This is a genomic window from Trichodesmium erythraeum IMS101 (genome assembly GCF_000014265.1).
In the GTDB taxonomy this organism is placed as follows: domain Bacteria; phylum Cyanobacteriota; class Cyanobacteriia; order Cyanobacteriales; family Microcoleaceae; genus Trichodesmium; species Trichodesmium erythraeum.
This window is the reverse complement of the sequence record NC_008312.1, coordinates 4,682,177-4,701,474: the sequence shown is the minus strand read 5'-3', so window position 1 is coordinate 4,701,474 and position 19,298 is coordinate 4,682,177. Positions and strand designations below refer to the sequence as shown.

General features: G+C 32.3%; 16 protein-coding genes and 1 pseudogene. 6 read left to right on the top strand and 11 right to left on the bottom strand.

Features of this window, described 5'->3' with window-relative positions; translation table 11 throughout:
- Positions 1–754: 754 nt before the first annotated feature.
- The 5 genes from TERY_RS14615 to TERY_RS37020 all read right to left on the bottom strand — a co-directional run bounded on the left by TERY_RS14615 (position 755) and on the right by TERY_RS37020 (position 4,155).
- Positions 755–1,609: a trypsin-like peptidase domain-containing protein gene (locus tag TERY_RS14615; RefSeq protein ID WP_011612548.1), complete on the bottom strand. Its 855-nt coding sequence runs from the start codon at positions 1,607–1,609 to the stop codon at positions 755–757.
- Positions 1,610–1,615: 6 nt separating this feature from the next.
- Positions 1,616–2,356, bottom strand: a complete 741-nt coding sequence (locus TERY_RS25410; RefSeq protein ID WP_052845802.1) for a COP23 domain-containing protein — start codon at positions 2,354–2,356, stop codon at positions 1,616–1,618.
- Positions 2,357–2,639: 283 nt separating this feature from the next.
- Entirely contained in the window at positions 2,640–3,098 is a 459-nt protein-coding gene (locus TERY_RS14600) for a helix-turn-helix domain-containing protein (RefSeq protein ID WP_011612546.1), read from the bottom strand.
- Between the two features lie 238 nt (positions 3,099–3,336).
- Complete coding sequence (locus TERY_RS37025) at positions 3,337–3,531, bottom strand: hypothetical protein (RefSeq protein WP_044136839.1); 195 nt, start codon at positions 3,529–3,531, stop codon at positions 3,337–3,339.
- A 492-nt stretch (positions 3,532–4,023) separates the two neighbouring features.
- Complete coding sequence (locus tag TERY_RS37020; protein WP_370495536.1) at positions 4,024–4,155, bottom strand: hypothetical protein; 132 nt, start codon at positions 4,153–4,155, stop codon at positions 4,024–4,026.
- A 225-nt stretch (positions 4,156–4,380) separates the two neighbouring features.
- Between TERY_RS37020 and TERY_RS30760 the strand changes: the two are divergent.
- Positions 4,381–5,044, top strand: a pseudogene (locus TERY_RS30760) (IS1 family transposase).
- A 94-nt stretch (positions 5,045–5,138) separates the two neighbouring features.
- On the opposite strand, the gene dxs reads toward TERY_RS30760, so the two are convergent.
- A complete protein-coding gene (gene dxs / locus TERY_RS14590) occupies positions 5,139–7,046 on the bottom strand; it encodes a 1-deoxy-D-xylulose-5-phosphate synthase (RefSeq protein WP_011612545.1) in 1,908 nt (635 codons plus the stop codon).
- Positions 7,047–7,619: 573 nt separating this feature from the next.
- On the opposite strand from dxs, the gene TERY_RS37015 reads away from it, so the two are divergent.
- The gene (locus TERY_RS37015; protein WP_370495533.1) at positions 7,620–7,721 is read left to right on the top strand and encodes a hypothetical protein; all 102 of its coding nucleotides are present in this window, start codon (positions 7,620–7,622) and stop codon (positions 7,719–7,721) included.
- Positions 7,722–8,180: 459 nt separating this feature from the next.
- Here TERY_RS37015 and TERY_RS14585 read toward each other — a convergent pair whose 3' ends face one another.
- Together TERY_RS14585 and TERY_RS14580 are read right to left on the bottom strand one after the other, a co-directional pair.
- The gene (locus tag TERY_RS14585; protein ID WP_011612544.1) at positions 8,181–9,059 is read right to left on the bottom strand and encodes a glycosyltransferase; all 879 of its coding nucleotides are present in this window, start codon (positions 9,057–9,059) and stop codon (positions 8,181–8,183) included.
- Between the two features lie 407 nt (positions 9,060–9,466).
- Positions 9,467–10,315: a hormogonium polysaccharide biosynthesis protein HpsJ gene (locus tag TERY_RS14580; RefSeq protein WP_044136838.1), complete on the bottom strand. Its 849-nt coding sequence runs from the start codon at positions 10,313–10,315 to the stop codon at positions 9,467–9,469.
- Positions 10,316–12,099: 1,784 nt separating this feature from the next.
- Here TERY_RS14580 and TERY_RS14575 point away from each other — a divergent pair.
- The 4 genes from TERY_RS14575 to TERY_RS14560 all read left to right on the top strand — a co-directional run bounded on the left by TERY_RS14575 (position 12,100) and on the right by TERY_RS14560 (position 15,582).
- Positions 12,100–12,612 carry an adenylyltransferase/cytidyltransferase family protein gene (locus TERY_RS14575; RefSeq protein ID WP_011612542.1) on the top strand — a complete coding sequence of 171 codons (513 nt, stop codon included), beginning with the start codon at positions 12,100–12,102 and terminating at the stop codon, positions 12,610–12,612.
- A 652-nt stretch (positions 12,613–13,264) separates the two neighbouring features.
- Positions 13,265–13,495, top strand: coding sequence for a hypothetical protein (locus TERY_RS25405; protein WP_011612541.1), 231 nt, complete (start codon positions 13,265–13,267; stop codon positions 13,493–13,495).
- 612 nt (positions 13,496–14,107) lie between these two features.
- On the top strand, positions 14,108–14,830 hold the full coding sequence (locus TERY_RS14565) for a GUN4 N-terminal ARM-like repeat domain-containing protein (RefSeq protein ID WP_011612540.1): 723 nt from the start codon (positions 14,108–14,110) through the stop codon (positions 14,828–14,830).
- A gap of 293 nt (positions 14,831–15,123) precedes the next feature.
- Positions 15,124–15,582, top strand: coding sequence for a GNAT family N-acetyltransferase (locus TERY_RS14560; protein WP_011612539.1), 459 nt, complete (start codon positions 15,124–15,126; stop codon positions 15,580–15,582).
- A gap of 331 nt (positions 15,583–15,913) precedes the next feature.
- Here the strand turns inward: TERY_RS14560 and TERY_RS33205 are convergent, their stop codons facing one another.
- The 3 genes from TERY_RS33205 to TERY_RS14550 all read right to left on the bottom strand — a co-directional run bounded on the left by TERY_RS33205 (position 15,914) and on the right by TERY_RS14550 (position 18,699).
- Positions 15,914–16,072 (bottom strand): transposase, encoded by a 159-nt coding sequence (locus TERY_RS33205; protein ID WP_011612538.1) that lies wholly within the window; start codon positions 16,070–16,072, stop codon positions 15,914–15,916.
- A 193-nt stretch (positions 16,073–16,265) separates the two neighbouring features.
- A complete protein-coding gene (locus TERY_RS14555; protein ID WP_011612537.1) occupies positions 16,266–17,273 on the bottom strand; it encodes a sucrase ferredoxin in 1,008 nt (335 codons plus the stop codon).
- A gap of 268 nt (positions 17,274–17,541) precedes the next feature.
- A complete protein-coding gene (locus tag TERY_RS14550) occupies positions 17,542–18,699 on the bottom strand; it encodes a JmjC domain-containing protein (protein ID WP_011612536.1) in 1,158 nt (385 codons plus the stop codon).
- Positions 18,700–19,298 lie beyond the last annotated feature (599 nt).

Below are 19,298 nucleotides of genomic sequence, written 5' to 3'. Positions count from 1 at the left end.
AAAAGATTAAATAAGAACGATTTATTACTGACTTAAACATTGTCTAAATTATTTAATAGTAAATTATTAACTGCTGAATATTATACATTTAGCTGTATCCCTAAATTAACTAAAATTACTATGATAATCATACTTTATAAAAGCTTTCTATTCCATAGTATTAAGTCTCTAATAAATATCATAATTATATAAACATTTCTTGTTTTTTTATACTAAAAATTAATTATTAAATATACTTAATTAATTTTGCAAAATTACTTAAATATTTCTAGTGTTTTAATATTTTTACAAGAGATAAATTTTGAGCATAAATATAAAAAAACTGCAAATTAATACGGTCGATATAATACCTAAGCTCATAATTTATGAAACGATTATGTGTAAGCATTCAGTTATTAGCAGTTAGCTCTTAGCTTTTGAATCTATAAAATACTAAAGTTACCTCATGAGCAATTACATAACATTCCTAACATTTTCCTCTCTTAACAAAAACATTCCTAACATATGGAATGGGGAGCAAAGGTCATGATGTGCAAACATAACTTTTTAATTCTCTTTCGACACTAATTCCTAAAAAAAAATCTTTAAGTGAACTTTATTAATCTATAAGTAGCATTAAATAATTTATAAAAAAAACTGTAGGGGTTTAGTCTTTTTATACTATATTTGTTTAGGTTAAGGGAACAAACTCCGTAATTATAAAATATTACAAACTATAAGCCAATTACTATATAGAGTTATCTATTTCCCTTCTTTATTTTTGCCTTTTTCTTGCTAGTAAAAATTTTCTGGAGCTTAATAATTTGTATAGATGCAAATTTGGAGCTAATTTAGCTACAGTTTCAATAGGAATAGCAAATGCTAAATGACTCATTTGTTGACGTAAACTTTCAGTTGGTTGGGAACCATCACGATATACATAAGGATCTCCCCATAAAGGATAAGCGTGCATTCCATTAATACCAACTACTTGCCCGTAAATATTCAGTAAAGGACCCCCACTCATGCCCTTTTTTATCAAATTAGTGTAGCCAATTTGATAACCCTTTTCTAAGGGGCGGTCAGACAAAATTGAAATTTTTCCTCTAGTGAATAAAAGTTCTATGTATTGAGTTTTTTCTAAAGCAGAAAACCCGGCAGCAAAAGTTTTATCTCCTGGAGAAAGGGTAGCAGAATTTTCGAGAGATGCAACAGTATAGTTGGAGTTAGTACTACGAAACTTTAATAGAGCTAAATCATTTCCTTGAAAGCCTTCATTTTCTATTTGATTTGCTTGATAAAAAAGACCATCTGGAGTCTGAATCAGATAAGATTTATAGTTAGTATCTAAAACGTGCTGATTAGTAACAATTGTATAAACTTTTTTCTCTCGTTTCAATATAATTCCTGAACCCCAACCATTTTCCGAAATAATTTTAACGGTGATTGATTTAGCTAAACTTTTAAGCTCTTTAATGGTACAAAAATTATTACAGTTAGTACAATTTTTACTTTGTATTTGAGTTGCTGAACTTTCCAAGTCAGGCAATTTTTTAGGTAACGTTTGTATTGAAAAATAAAATAACTCACTACCAATACAAACTGCTAATATCAACCATCGCAAACTCACAAAATATTACTCCATACCCTTGTTTGCTAAACTTTCTAAATAATCATTAAAGTTTAAATAGAAACGGGAACTACTTTCATATAGTGGACCTGTGGTAGCACCAACCCGAATATCAAATAATTTTTGAATTGTTTTGCTAGCATTTTGATTAGGTTTGAGAGTAAATAAAACCCCTTGACAGGGACCACCCTTGTGACTAGAAATACAGACAACAGGTTGACGGTTAACAATGCCAGTAGTAATATAATCTAGTCTGCCATCATCATAAAATAATTGAAATTTGTTTGATACTTGACGACAACGAGTCATGGGACTATATCCAGCAGATAAGAAATAATTAGAAACCCAGCGAATCACAGGATAAGCACCTTGTGGTGTTTTGACAAAAGTAGTTGGAATACCACTTTCACCTTCATCACAAGAAAATTTATTAGGTCGAATTACAGGTTTAAATTCCTGAATTGTAGACTGTGTTTTATCGCAGGATATCTGATTATCTTGCTCACAACTTTCTACTTTTTTCTGAGAACAACTGTCATCTTTTGTACATAAAAGATTACTTTCTTTTTTTGAGCATAATTCTGCTCTTATTTGACAAATTAACCTATTTTTTGGTCTAGCATCAGCGGTATTATTGATACTTAAGTTAATTCCCAAACATAATGCAAATAATACAATTATTTTTGTAGAAGTATTAATTTTCATAACCACTAAATCTTGGTATATTTCTATGTCAGATTTTGCCAAACAAATAATTGATAATTATTCATTACTGATAGTTTTGACAACCTTCATTCAAATTTATCAAGATTTTTACGATGACTCCGGAAAAGTATTTAGAACATTGCAGATATCTGGTCAAAGTACAATTAAATCTTTTTTCCCTTTTTTCTTTCTTACACTTCCTGATCTGCTTCCCAATAACTGTGGCCAGGTCTATATAAAAAAAAGTTGGTATCAGACAGAAATCTGAAGGCTCCGTACAAAATAAGTTTCCCAAAGACTAAAGACCAAATCTAATCAAGAATTATCAATCATTGTGATATTTTTTTTTCCAGTCAATACCCAACTTTTTAAGATAATCCCAACCTCGTTGAGGCCAAACGTGAGATCGACCAGTTTTCTTTGCTATCCAATGAGCTACTTTTGGACCAGACCATAGCCCGCCATCAGGAGCTGGCCCTTGTAAGGCTACTAATAGTTCCTGTTGTTGCTCAGGAGTCAATAAAGATTTAGCAGGTGGTGGTTGACGATTTTTGCTACGATTCTTTACAGACTCTGGTCCTTCTCGGTTGTACCGACCAAAAATTTCTTTAGCATAATCATAATTAAGTCCAACAACTTGAGCTGCCTTTTTAATAGACCATTTTTGGGCAATTAGAAGCAGGAGATGCCACCGACGGGATTCAATGGTGTCTGGAGCTTGTCGGTAGCGAATTTTCAGTTCTTCTATAGTTAGGTACTGTTTCAAATAAGCTTTTGGTGGCATAGCTCCTACTAGGAAATCATGGAAGTTTCCTAATGTCTCAAGCTATTGGTGCTATTTTCCGGATAGAATCTCAGATATGAATTTAAAATTTTGCAATGACCAGTATCATCTAAAATTAAGCTAAATCCTCTTATGAATTTGGTTTTAGAGGGTTGATGGATATTTTCTATAAAGCGTTCATTAATTTTACTTGCTTCCCTTGGATAATCAGTGATAAAGTGATATAATATATTGTAAGTTACTTCAATAAATTTAGTATTGGCCTTATATAATAGGTTTTTTCTTTAGTCTTTCCCCTACCTCTAACAAGTCTCCCAAATAATATCCAAATCCTGTTTTTTAAATCTGTTTTTTTAGTTTTATTCTTCCAATAATAATCATCATTAACATAAATCAAATCATCTCCACCAGAAGTTCCGAAATCTATATACATTAACTATATAACCGGATTTTATATAATATACTTGTCCCTTGATAACTTAAAAAATTACCAAAAACTTTGTTGTGTAAAGATTGTGGCTATTGGCAAGCAAAAAAAACTTTAAATTATTGTTTTGTCTAGGTTGGAGCGATTTTTTTCCTCTATTTCGCGATGACTCTCATAAAAATAGTTCAGCGATCGCATGGAGTGTATAGGAGCGCCGGGCCTAATGACTCCCAGAGCGTGAAGGTTACTAAATTACCATGCACTATATATCGTGTCTTTATCTTAACCCTGATTAACAGCCTAGAGGATACTCCCCATTGGCGGATACTCTAGATATATGGTATCAGAATACCCCAGATATCCAAAGTTTGCCCGCTCATGCTCCAACTTTAGCACCGGTGTGATCTGCGAACATTCAGGCAATTATTCAAGCAGTTGGTATTCCATTATATCAACAACCTGCTTGGCAAAGGCAAGCTATTGGTGAGGTGTGAGTTATTAATTAATAGAAAAGATTGCTAAGTGTTCCAGAAAGGTAGGGCGAATATCCTCAACAACTTCAGTTTCCCAAATTTTTGCAAGATTCACTTCTTGGCTCTCAGCGTCAATTGAACCTGTGATCTGATACACTTTAATTTAGCGATAGTTGCGGTGTATCTAATTGTCCATTATTTCTCCTTTTACATAAATTTAGTTTTTCCTACTTAACTAGTTAATACAGATAAGAGAGGTTGGTAGATAGCAGAATGAATCTATTGTTGCTTCATGATAGTTAACGTCACTAACCATTATGAGAGATAAGCCCATAAATATGCTAAATATAGCAGCCAGCACATCCGAAAACAAGGGCTATCAATGGGGCAACTAGAACCTTATGTGCGTCGCTTGTACTCGTCAGTTCATCAAGCCAGTTCAACCACGAAGATACAGCGATGATATCAAGTGGCTATATCTGAGAATGTATGTCAACGGTATGGGTATTAGAGAAATTGCCAGAGTGAGAGGGACGACAAATTTAACGCCTGATCAATTAGATAAAACACACTGGGGAACGCTTATCTGATAGCTATGACCCAGATAAACTAACCCAAGTGGAAAAACTTAATGAACTCGCAACCTTTGTTGGTTGTAAGAAAAACAAGGTGTGGTTCTAGACCTTGCTAAACCATTTCCGTCCAGGAATTCTGAGTTGGATAATGGGACACCACAGTGCTGATACTTTTCAACCGCTATGGCAGGCTATTGATGAGGTTAAGCTTTGCTAACGTTTGTTGGCAGTGTTGCTTTTGGGTTACTTATGGCACTCATGTTTATCCAGGCTTGATACCTAATGGAGAAAAGATTGTAAGTAGGACCTCTATGAGCAACTTCTAAGGGGAAAACACCCACTTACACGACCCCAAGGTCGCTTCCATCGCAAAACCTTGTGTTATTCAAAATGCATTGATATACTCAAATATTCTATTGGTCTATTGATATCACGCTTCTCAAATTTGGAGAAGTGCCCATTCAAGCTTAATTCATTCCTTCATTTTACCAATACCCAAATAAACATGGAACCTCCCTAGATTAACTTTTTACCAGAAGTCTATTTAAGACTTCCAACAACTCTATTAAACATTAATAGTCGATAACCTAGGCTTAAAACTCTGCAAAATACGTTCTGCCATTTGAGAAGGAGTCAAACCCAAATCAGCCTTCGACTCATCAGGTTTAGCATGATCCACCAACTTATCAGGTACACCCAAACGTAAAACAGGTACAAGTACATTATTATCCATCAATGCTTCCGTAACTGCCGAACCAAAACCACCCATCAAACAACCTTCCTCCATAGTCACAACCTGACCAATGCGTTGTGCCAAAGGTAGAATTAATTCTGTATCCAAAGGCTTGACAAAACGAGCATTTACGACAGTAGCAGCAACACCATGCTCGCTGAGAATTTCTGCTGTTTGCATAGCCGAATAGACCATAGACCCATAACCTAATATCAGCACATCATCACCATTCCGCAGAATCTCACCCTTACCAATAGTAATAGCTTCCCAACCCTCTTCCATCAGAGGCACACCATAACCATTACCACGAGGATAACGCATAGCGATCGCCCCATCCGTATGTTTAATACCAGTCAACACCATCCGTTGTAACTCACCCTCATCCTTAGGCGCCATAACTACCATATTTGGGATACAACGTAAATAAGCAATATCATACATTCCCTGGTGAGTCGGACCATCTGCACCTACAATACCAGCACGGTCTAAACAGAAGAATACAGGTAACTTTTGAATACAGACATCATGGATAATTTGGTCATAAGCTCGTTGCAAGAAAGTTGAATAAATACAAACCACTGGTCGCATTCCTTCAGAAGCTAAACCTGCTGCCAAAGTCACAGCATGTTGTTCTGCAATACCAACATCTATATATTGTTTTGGCAGTTTCCCATGAAGTTTATCTAAACCTGTGCCAGTTGCCATAGCAGCAGTAATACCAATAATTTTGGGGTTATTTTCCGCAAGTTTCACCAAAGTATGGGCAAAAACTTTAGAGTATTTAGGAGGCTTTGGCTTACTTGCTGGTAAAGCTTTACCCGTGGCCAAATTAAAGGGATTTTGAGCATGATAACTAACTTTATCCTCTTCAGCAACTGGGTATCCTTTACCCTTAGTTGTGGCAACATGAACTAATACTGGTCCGGGAATTTGATGAGCTTGGTTGAAAGTTGTAATTAATTCTTCTAAATTATGCCCATCAACAGGACCCATATAGGTAAAGCCCAATTCTTCAATTACAGCCCCCACTTTTGACACTGCTAAACGCTTCATTCCTCCTTTGAGGCCTTCCATTTCTGGTGTAAAGGTTTCACCAACAAAAGGAATCTGTTTGAATTGTTCTTCTAAGTTATCCTGAAGAAACTGTATCGGTGGGGATAAGCGCATTTTGTTGAGATAGCGAGAAATTGCACCTACGTTAGGAGAAATGGACATCTCGTTATCGTTTAACACAACTAGTATGTTAGTTTTGGGTAAGTGACCTGCATGGTTAATGGCTTCTAAAGCCATACCACCAGTTAAAGCACCATCCCCAATAATGGAAACTACTTTAAAGTTATCTCCTTTCATATCTCTGGCTAAGGCCATCCCCAAACCAGCAGAGATACTTGTAGAGGCATGACCAGCACCAAAATGGTCGAATTTACTTTCACATCGTTTTAAATAACCTGCAATACCATCTTTTTGTCGCAAAGTATGGAAATTGTGATATCGACCTGTGATAATTTTATGAGGATAAGCTTGATGGCCTACATCCCAAATAACTTTGTCCCGATCTAGATTGAGAGTTTGGTAGAGACCTAATGTCAGCTCTACAACTCCTAACCCTGGACCTAGATGGCCTCCACTTGTGGCAACTGTTTCTAGATGTTTCTCTCGTATTTGTCTAGCAATTTCTTCTAGTTGATGAATTGAAAGATTGTGTAACTGTTTAGGATGAGTAATTTCGCTTAGATGCATAGTTTAATTTACTCAGATTCTGGTGTAGATTTGCGACTGTAACTGGATGTATTTTTAATGATAAACTTTGAACTTAACATTTACTTTTTTTCCAGCTATGAATCAGCCGCTATAAGTATTTGTTAATAATGCACAGTAGTAGACTGAAACAGCTAAAAATAGTGCATTAGATTTTTTAGTATAATTGTTGCTCTGTCAAAGTAGTGGTAATTTTTCTAAAGAAATATTTAAGAGGAGTCCCCCCAGTAAGATTAAACAGCTCTTAAAATATCTCCCCATAATTTACTAAACTTTCTCACAGAGTCTCTGATTTTTTCACCTTAAATATCAGAGAAAAAATCAAAATCCTTTTTAAGGGTATGATGGGACACGGAACATTTTACCGTCTTAGGCAAGTGTCAATCCTAGTCTTAAATGGAAGGACATAGACTGGAAAAAGGCTATTGAAGAAGGTATTTAAGTTGCAAAAGTTAATTTACAGAGCGTCCAACCGTAGTGAAATCCGCTTTACACTCTAAATACTAAAGACTTCTGACCAAAAGTTATTACCCCTTGTTCCTAGCTGTTAGACTTGTGTGTCAGGAAAACCAAGATAAGAAAACCGCCGGGATAGATGGAATTAAAAGTCTCCCACCTAAGCAGCGACTAAAATTAGTAAATCTATATAAAACCTAAAGGCGAGCTGAAAGAGTCACCAATATCAAACTAAGGTAAAGACGAAAAGCGCCCGTTAGGCATCCTAGGGATGTATGACAGAGCGTTACAAGTCCTGGTTAAGTATTGAGGTTGACCACGTTACTCTAAGTTCGGAGGGTGGGGTAGTAACGCAATCAAAAATAAGTAGTTACTCCAACAATACTCCCATGACTCGAAAACTGCCAAGGATATACAAGCAGTTAACCGTTAGGAATTATTAGACATCTCCAGACAAGGTTATCAACTCCTTGCTCCGCCGTTCCAAAATCGGCATTTTTGGAAAAGCCTATTAGGTCTGAGGTAGGAGGTCTTTGAGTATACCCGTGGAAAGGGACATTTAGCAGAGAAAGCCAGATGAAGTAAAAGCTTGACTTCCAGTTCTGAAAACAAGCAGACCCTATAAAGGGAAACTGAAAATGGGATTCCTTAGTTTAACTTTCACCTTTGTGCCTCTATTTCTAATTTTGGCGAATTGGTATCGACAGCTGAAGTTAATGATGGTGCAGGCATATTTTTCATTTCCCAGACTTTAATTATTATGAGATATTCATAGAAAGCTTGCAAGGTACACCAAGCTAATCCAGCTTGGCCATCAAGAAATCCCCTGAGAAAAATATACATATATATAAAACGAACTATTGGTCTCAAAGGCAAGCGTAGGGAAAAATCTTTTAGAGCACGTCTTCTCTCTACTTCAGACCCGCCCAAAAATAGGCTTTTCCAAGATATGCTTCCTTTTTCTAGTTGTTTAACTGTTTCAGAAGCTTCATCTGTAGAATAGCGATTGTGCTTTTCTATCCAACGATACATACCTTTACTACAGGTATAATGGGGGTAAGTTTCTTGCAAAAAACTTGTGGGACCGTCGCAAACTTCTCGTTCTGTGTGACCATAGTCACTAAACCAGACTTTATCCTTACGAAATAGGCGCATCTGATAGCGGGGATATTGTGTGCTATGGCGAATCCAAGTTCCCATAAATATCACTCGTTCTGCGACGTAATACCCAATATATTTTTCACTTTGGACTGCTTTTAGGCATTCATTAAATAGATCTGGGGTTATCCGTTCATCTGCTTCTAGGATATAGACCCACTCATATTTGGCACTAATTTCCTGTAACATCCATGTTCTTTGTTGTCCATGGCTTTTAAATTTGTTTTGGACTATTCTTACAGGATAAGATTGAGCTATTTCTATTGTCCGATCACTACTAAAGGAGTCAACTATTATAATGTCATCTGACAGCATTGCTGACTTAATACAAGCAGCAATATCTATTTCCTCATTGTAAGTCAGTATATAAATTGAGAACATTTTATTAATTTTAGCAATTGCTCTTTTATAAGTACTTAAACAAAATTATTTACTTATTCTAGTTCTTTGCAATCTTTAAAACGCAAATAATTAGTTTGTATAGATGTGTAACTAATTTTGTGTACTTACTTAAATATTAAATTAGGTAATTAAATTACAGCAGATTCTAAGTGTATGAAGTACAAGTATTAAAGAAGACATCCCATGGTCGGTGGAGTTTAAATCAAACCTTTTTATCATCGGCATCTTGACCGCAACAGCTATAGCTTACTCAGATGAAATCTGCTATAAATAAATATCCAATTGGTAAGGTATTGGGCATTAAGTTTAAGTTAACACTTTCTCTTTCAGTACTATTAATTTACTTTTGCTGATTTCTATTGTAATTGTGATGTACTGCTTTGTAATTACCTAGCGGGATTTTGGCGACTTCCCTTACCTTTAATAATTCCCATATTTTTTAATCCTGTCCAACCAATCATAATATAACCGACTGCTAAAAGTAAACTGCTTATACCTGTTCTGAGACTAGATTTAAAAGAATTTCTATTAGCTTGTTTTTCTAATTCTTGCTTACGATCACGAATTCTCATTGTAAGTTGATTTGGTAATTGTTTGAATTGATCATTGATAAATTCATTGATAGCTTGAGAATTGTTGTTTGTTTTTGATGTTTTTAATAAAGTTTTTAATTGGTCTGGTAATTCTTCATTTTCTAATGCTTCATTTAACCTAGTTTCATCTTCTAGCAAGGTAGTCAGTTGATTTTTCAATTGAGTTCGTCTTTCCTGGATCTGATTTTTAAATTCATTACTACTTAGACGAGCTTTTAATTGTGTTTCAGCTTGGCTTGCTTGTTGCTCGATGCGTTGAATCAACTCAGCCTTGTCTAAACGAGTATTATTTAAGTGTAAAGGAAATAGTAGTAGATATATCAATGCTAATAAGCTAGCTAGTAAAAGTGCCCAAAATCTTAAATCTAATATTGAAGATGTAGAGTTATTTTGAAGGCCGGAATTACTTCTTACCCAGTAACCTGTGAATAATAAGGCCATTCCTATCATAGGAATGATCCCCCGATCGACTATTTGAGTTGCTAAATTTATTTGCCATGTTTTGCTGTATATGTTCTCTATGTTAGAAGGAACTGATAGGACTATAAAGTCAAGTATAGAGGACAAAATCATAATTACTCCTACTATTATCAGAGTCCTAGCAGCTATTGAGGAATATTGACGGATACTTGTTGCTTTCATGGGATTTTACTGAGTTCTTAGTTATAGTTTACTGGAAATAGTAGATCAAGAATGTTGAAGATACAATCTATTACTGATGGTGGAAATATATTTTCCCCATTTCAAAATAGCATTCTGTTTTTACAATTATGACAGGGTTTAAGCACAGCCCATCAGATTTTTCCATCTCTAATTTTTACTAGATTTTTTTTAAGTCCTAATTATAGTTGGTTGAATAAATACAGAATTATGATGATCAATCAGTTTAAGTGGTATTACCCATAAAAAAGTGCCTATATTACTAAGCAGTTACACACAATTAATTACACATTTATACAAGCTGAATTATTTACCTTCTAAAGACCCCATATAATTAGAATAGGTATAGAATAGGTAAATTATATTGTACTGGTATTTCAATTCATATTCCCTCACTTGAAATTTTCCCTTACCTGAAAAATATATAAAAATTAATATTCTGCAACTATTACTAATTGTCTATTTTTCCCAAACCTTATCTCAATATTCAGCTTTTGTGTGTAAACTATAATTATTCAGTTATATAATTTTAATTGATTATTAATGAACAAAGTTAGACTTTTTCTTTAAAACTTAGATTTTATGGGTTTGGTATATATACTATTTAATATTGTTTCTTATTTTAATTTAAATCACTCACTTTTTTATAATAATATTTCAATAAATTAAGTAAAATTTTGAATAAAAATGAGAAATTTCATCTGCTATTTTTTAGTAAGTGCATAAGCAAGATTCATTGCATGCTTATTCTATTCTGTTTTTTATTAAGAACTCTTTTAATAGATTTAAGTAAGCTTTTCCAGTTGAAGCTTCTACTTTAACCTATTCATTTTTAATTAATCTCCTATTTATATTATATTTGGTTTCTGTTACTAGGTAAGCAACCCAAATATTTTTAGTTTTTTTACTTCCATTATTGTAATTTGTTCAGTATACTATCATTAGTATTAATTGACCCTTATTTAATAACAAATAAATTTCTTTAGAAAATTTATGAATAAATTTTTCCAAAGCTTAATCAATACTTTACTATTAAGATTTCCCTTGACTATGGAAGTGCGATAATTCCTTATTTGCAATTCATTAATCTCATAAAATTTATTGCTTTATCTTAAAACTTTTACAAGTTATTCTTCTACTTATCTCTAGTAGTTATTAAGAGGAATAATGTTTCAAAAAAACTAACTTTTATCTAAATAAATTAAATCAATTCATCCTTTTTATCTTGAATTTTGAGTGCTTATATTCTCGGATATTGGACAGATAGTACCATTGACTAGGGCTTTTTATCATCCCCTTACTTAATCATTTTTTACATCATGCATTACTTTTTTATGGGATATTTACTAACATTAATTTACCAAATTTTTGGCATTTTACTTTAAATTATATTTAGTATTTTTATTTCTAATTTAACTCATTATTAGACTTGTTTTGTTTTGGATGAGTTTAATTGTAGCTTTATGCTTCTTTCTCTTTGATTATATATTCCTAAACTTCCAGGCCATTGCTATCGAATTATACCAATTATCAACAACTTTGCTATACTTGTATTCTCTATTTCTACATTTGACAAATAAGCAGATTAGCGATCGCTTGATCCTTGGTCCTCGAAATGTATAAACTCATTTGAGTAAAATCATGAGAAAGCCCTCATTGAAATATTTTCTCTCCCAGTTTAGTTCATTATGCTTTTGAACATAAATATCAAACACCTACTGAAGAAGATATAAATTAAGGTGAAGTATCAAGGGACATAAGAAAAAATGGACTCCCAAAAACTAATTTCTGGCCTATACAATTTAACTGAACTAGAACAACTAATTAATTCTCAAGCAACTTTTTGGCGACCTTTAGTATTTACAAATGGGTGCTTCGACTTAATTCATGCTGGACATGTTCGTTATTTGTGGGCAACTAAGTCTCTAGGGCGATCGCTTATAGTAGGATTAAATAGTGATTGGTCAGTGCAAAATCTTAAACCCCAAAAAGAGGGATACCCAATGCGACCAATTATACCACAAACCCAACGGGCTGAAGTTTTAGCAGCTCTCAAACCGGTTGATGGAGTAGTAATTTTTAATGAAACTACTGCTACTAAAATAATAGAACGACTTAAACCTGATATTTATGTTAAAGGTGGCGATTATTCTGTTGAAACATTACCAGAAGCTCAAAAAGTAAAAAATTATGGTGGTAAAGTATCTATAATTCAAATAGAAGTGCCAACTTCTACTACTGGAATTATTAATAGTATTTTACCAAAAAATTCGGTTTAAAACATCGGCCATAAGCGAAAATACTGATAGTGCAAAGCTCATAATAGCTGTGTCCATTTTGTGTTGAATGATAGTCTAGCTTTATGATTATAAAAAGTAATTATTAGGAGAGAAGAAGCCTGTTAACTCCCCCGCTACACTAGAAAAACAGTTTATTACTCAAGCTAAAAAGACTCAAGATAGAAAATAGTTATCATAAGTTTCTACTATACCATTGCAGTAATGTGTAAATGATTTAAACCAAGTCTATCAAAACTTTTTTAGATCAACTAAAAGTCAACCTGTTAAATCTCCTAAATTTAAAACTTTGAAGTTATATGCAAACTGTTAGGTCCGGTCAGGGTTGAAAGTTATTCAGCATAAATTTCCTAATATAGCTTAAAGTTTGGAAATTAAGAGTAGTTTGGTTGAGAAAGTTGTAAGGATTAAGTATCATCAGTAAGTATTATTAAATACTCTACTAATAGATATTTATTAAGTTTTGTAAGATAAATTAATCTAGAAAACATTCCTAAAACTGATGATTAAGTAGATAATTATTTAGGTATTAAAACTTTTGCTACTTTGAGTAAAAGTAATAAAATTCATGCACAAAAACTCTTAAAGAAAAAGATTAATCAGTAAGTGCCCTCTTTCATAGGATCTGTGTAACGTGTTAGGTAAGTATTTATCTAAAAAAGTAGGGGGTTTTAAACAATATAAAAATGCACAAGTTAAAATTGCTAAATTTCATGGGAAACAAAAGAACATAAAAACAGATTTTATGGATAAATTATCTACTAAAATAATTAGTGAAAACCAAACAATTGATTTTTGTAGAGGTATTATATGTTTCTTTAGTGGTCAAAAGCGTAACCCGTCCCCAAGAGGTTTGGGTCTCTAATGAATGGTTATGAAGTAATGCCGAAACCTTGTTAGAAGGAAAGGCAAAAAAATATAGCCGCAGTCATAGAGTAATTCGACGTTGAGAACTAACATTTCAAATTTACTCTAGCTGTATTTGATGTTAAAGGAGGAAAATTAGATTTATTAATTCGTGAATGGGAGTCTCTCAACTGTGGTGCTAAACACGAACGTGATCAAAATGCAGCAGTAGATATATTAGTCGCAGGCAGGCAGTCACCAGAAAAAAACGGACGTGGAGGTAAGTCTAAGGCAAGTGCAAGTTTCGTCCTCACGACCAAAAATTGCAGAAGTCAATTAAAAGTCAAACTGTATTGGAGTTTCGGTTTACAATAACCCCCTACCCCATGCCTAATAGCCGGGGAGGATGTCAAAATATTATTGAACAAGGAGTCGTCAGAATTAATCTTAGTAGGAGATAGGGGAATGACTACTAATTCAATACTAGTAAATAATCAAATTTTGTAGAATTCTGAAACCCATTAATTGACTGACAGGTTCTACAGAATTATGAATATAATTATGACTCCTAGATATACTAATAACTGATAACTAATAACTAATAACTAATAACTAATAACTAATAAATGAAATGACAGAATCACAAACTAACTTTACAAAATACCCTTCATTTAATATATCTGAACTAGAGTATCAACTAGAATCTGGTTCTGAAAAAAAACAGTTGCAGGTAATTCCTAATTTAGCAAAAATAGGAGATGAAGGTGTAGAAATTCTCATGGAGTTTTTGCAGAAGAAAAAATTAGATTCGCCAACTATAGTTAAGGGAAAAATATATCAAGTTTTACGTCAAATTAAGTCATCTAAAGTTGATGAATTTATACAAAAAAACTTTCCCTTAGGAGTTGTACCAATCAATTCAGCATCTAATATCGACTACAGTCATTTACAAGTCAAATTAGCCCATCAAGATTTTTTAGAAGCTGATAAATTAACAATGCAAAAATTGTGTGAGTTAGTAGGAGAAGCAGCGATACAAAGAAAGTGGCTTTATTTTTCAGAAGTAGATAGTATTCCAATTCCAGATATGAAAACTATTAATAACATGTGGTTAATTTATTCAGAAGGTAAATTTGGCTATTCCGTACAGAGAGAAATTTGGTTGGGATCAGGGAAAAATTGGGATAAGTTTCTACCAAAAATTGGCTGGAAAAATGGCAATACTTGGAGTAGATACCCTAATGAATTTACTTGGAATTTAAGTGCTCCAAAAGGTCATCTACCTCTTTCTAATTTACTCCGTGGAGTACGAATGTTTGCGTCTATATTATCTCATCCAGCTTGGTCTAAGTAGTTTCTACTTAAAACTCAGAGATGGGGTTAATTGTAGCTAATAGTTATGGAATTATTTAATTATATTACTTTACTGCTTTTTATTCCATCTATAATTTATAGACATTATATTTAATTGTATAAAAGTGGTCTATTTTTATTAATAAGATATTAATGATTCATTATTCTGAATTGTATTTCATTATGGGTATTTTCAGTGATTGCTTTATTAGTTATCAAATTGTATTTAGCAACCCATAAATAAAAATCTAGATTAAATCAAATAGAGATCCTTGAATTAATTAAAATTGAAAAATGTTAAAGTTTAAGATTAGCCGAATTCAAAACAAACAAGAAAAAGAAAATATGTATTATCAACGTTGGGTAGTTTTAAGAAAACCGATAGATATGGAAAGAGGAACAGAAAAAGATGAGTCTGACGATGATGATTCTTCTCTACATTTTATTGCTGTTTATGAGGAACAAATTATTGGTTCGGCTAGACTGCGACAATTATCTACAGAACTAGGAAGTATTTCATATGTTGCTGTTTTACCTAAATTTCAATCTCAGGGAGTAGGCACAGCTTTAATTCAAAAAATCATTGAAATTGCCAAAGAAAAACAATTAAAATCTTTGAGAGTAATGTCTCGTTTGAGTGCATCTAAGTTTTATGAAAAAATAGGTTTTATAAGCACTGGTCAACAACTTAATTTTTTAGGAATACCGCACCAATTTATGCTCTTTAATTTACCTGATGTTCAGAATTTATAGATTTATCTTTAATAAAAAAAATCTTCAATTTGCCTAATCAAACAACTAATATATTTTAAATTTATACACCACTTCTTATTGTTATGAGTTACAATAACAGCACTTAATAAACAAGTTTTTTAAATGCAGAATATTAATGGTACTTTGACATTTTTTACCGAGAAAATACCTGTAGTTGCTAGTAGGAGCGAGGGAAATACAAAGCTATAGCTAAAAAAGGATTAAAGCTGAATATGTCATGTGTCATGGAACAAGTTGATTACATGTAAAACCTTTACTAAATAAGAGTTTGATGATGTTTTTGACATATTTTTTGACAAGGTACCCTTAACTAAAATGCAACAGAAATGACCGTATCAACCATTTCTGTTGTAGTGGGATAAAAACTGCTTATAAAAGACTTTAGTTGTAACCACCATAATTCAATAGGGTTAAAATCAGGAGAGCATTTAGATAGATTGAGGACTTTAGCTCCTAAAGGTTCAATCATATACTCCTTAACTTACTTTATCCTAAGAATTTATAGGTAAAGCTTTTTATTCAAAAAAAACTTGAGAAAATTAGTAACTAAAATTTTTGATAATAGTCTCTTTTGTGAATGATTATAAATTTATCAAATAATAGGTATTAAAGATACTAGTCAGCAATTTTAGTTTTGAGAAATACCAAATCAATTCATGTTTTCAACTAACCTTTGTATGAGAACTTATTAACACTTTTTCAGAAGTTTTCTTCTCAATTATGAAGCTAAGATTACTGACAGCATACTTTATAAATTCGGACTCGTGAGATGCATCACAAGATCCTTTAATATAGATAGTTTTACTTTCATCTTTAACTAATTTAGCTTGACAAATATATTGATAACCATCTGGTTTAAGCACAGCTAATTGAGTTTGAACTAATGTTTTATCGAAATTAATATCCAGATGTAAAAGATTAATTTTATACTCAAACCATTCCCAACCGTGGCGGAAGATAAGTTCTCTTTCCAACACTTGAATAGAAGTTGGTAAAATACTCCAACCTCGATAAACTTGGCTTAATAATTTTATATTCCCGGCTTGTAGCAAAATTGTTTGAAAAGATTCTCGATTAAGTAATCCATAATATCTACCATCAGGAAAGCTAATCATAGTAGGTGCAAACCTATGACCACCAAAGTGACTTGTTTTCCAAATTCTTGTATTTTTTAAACCCAATTCAGAAATAGTTTTTTTAGCTTCCGCATAAAACGGATTACCATATTTAGCACAACACTTATCGTGACTACCATGAGTACAAACTAATAGATCTCTTATTTGAGGATTTTGAGTGTTAGTATCTAAATTATCTCCTGCTAAGTATTTTTGAATAATTGGAGCTATTTTTTCAGGATGATCTACGTCAAACTCATATTTTTTATAACTATTGATAAATGAAGATTTATTTTTTTCATAAATTAAAATCTTTCTGTTATTTTGCCTATAATTTTGATTTTGAGTAATCAGTAAAAATCTGAGAGACAATTTATCCCTTTTCACTTTTGCCATCAACATCTCTAAGTTTTTTGGTAAAAAACGAGACTCGAAAGCATTATGTTTCCAAGGGTAAGGACATTCTATCAATACATAAACTGAATAATTCGTACCACTTCCAATAATGTCTTCATCTGCTTCTCGGCAAGCGCTAGAACAAAAAAACTTATTCATCTTTAAACTCCTATTTTAATTATATAAAAATAACTTTTTCACTAATTTCAGTTACTGGCTTTGATAATATAGCCATAGTATCTATTTATCAGTTATGTTTAAGTAATAAATTCATAAGTAATTTACCTCTCAATTTTTCTCTAATAAATGAGTTTTAAACGATATATTATCTTACTATTCAGATACATACTAATTGAGTATTAATTACAATTTGATTTTCATAACATTTAACTCCTTAATCAACATCAATAAAAAAATATATTCATATTTACAGCCCTGATTCTACAAAAATAACTCTTTCATTAACTAGCTTTGATAACATGGGCATAATATCTATTTCCCAGTCATAGTCAGGTAATAAATTTATGATATCTTTTCCAGTAAATGTTTCTCGGCTAAATAAATTTTTCACTAAATATTCTGGTACTCCTCGAATAGATACCTCTTTACCAGAAACTAAAATTTTATATCCATCATCATCAGCCATTTTGGAAATTTTTAAACGTTGAAACTGAGACACTTTGAATTTAGTATCGATATCCCTATGAAAAATATGAAATCCAGCTTGATAAGGTAAATTATACTGCTCAAAAGGTTTTGCTAAACCATCCAAGTAATTATTATATTCTTCGCTAATATTGTGATTATTTATATACTCTTTTAAGTCTTTAATTAAATTTTCTACACTAACATTAAAAGAAGTATCATCTATTCTTAACGCTAGACTTGTTCTCCATTCTTCTCTGTATTGTAATTGACCAATTAACCATTCCAATAAATCCACACCTGTTGAAGAGTGAATACCTAAAGTAAGATGAATAGATGGTTCCTCTTTTGTCACTGCATAATGCCAGTGTCCACGAGGTATATAAAGTACATCTCCTGGATGTAAAATACAACTCAAATATGCTTCTTTTTCAGGTGGTGTAAAAGAAGATGATTTTTGGTTTGGCAATGGATATTTGAAGGTGTCATTATACACATACCATTGTTTATTTCCTTCTACCTGCAAAATAAATACATCGTGAGTGTCGTAGTGAGGAGAAAATCCTTTTTTACTAGACCAAGAACAATAAGCATTGACTTGAGTTGGGTATCCTAATTCGTAGCTGAGTTTTGAAGTAAATATAGCAACTTCTGGAATCCTTCTATGAATTTGATCTAGAATTAAGGTTGCTCCTTTTTCGCACCATTGAGTAAAATTTCTATTTTCTTTTTCCTCCAGAACTTTTCCATCAAATGCAAGTCGCACATCGGGATATTTTATTTGATGAAAGTTTAGTAGGTAGTTAAGTTTTTCCCATGAAAATAGGTCTGTAAAATCTTTCTCTCCTTTATTGGAGATAGCGATCGCTTTCTTAGTCCAGTTGTTTTCTAAAAATTCTTCTTGCTTTAATGGTTGTATTAGATGTGTTAGATACGACATAATTAAGAATTTTTTCTATTAATTTTTGAAGTTTATGGTCTTATTAAGTTTAGTTAAGGATTTTTACTAGCACATCATAGATTAGTCAAAGCTGATTTTTACTTTGTCTATCATATCATTTGAACTCAACTAAATCTTAATTCATTGATATATGGGTTTATTTAGGAATTCTTAATTTTTTAAACTTAATATTTACTTATCTTAAATAATAGTTTTCTTGTATATAGATATTCTGATATTAATGATACAGTATATTCTAAGTATATGAAGTATATATATTAATAATTAAATATTTCTTGCCCTAGAGTTTACCTCACAAAGATAGAATCCCCTGTATAATATTATTTTACTCTTCTCTACTTGTCCTGTTATCTATTACCTAAAATAGAATATTTATGCACTTTATATATTTGATAAATACTATCTAAAAAGAATAAACACTTATATTTCAAAGCTTTATTAGGAACAGGTAAAATCAAGTAAGAATACAAGATTAATCATACACTTTTTTAGATGAATTCCTTCTCATGTAAGGCTTACATAAAATTAGGGAAGGTTACTTTTTTTATTTAGGTGCTTAAATAAAATTCCTTACAATC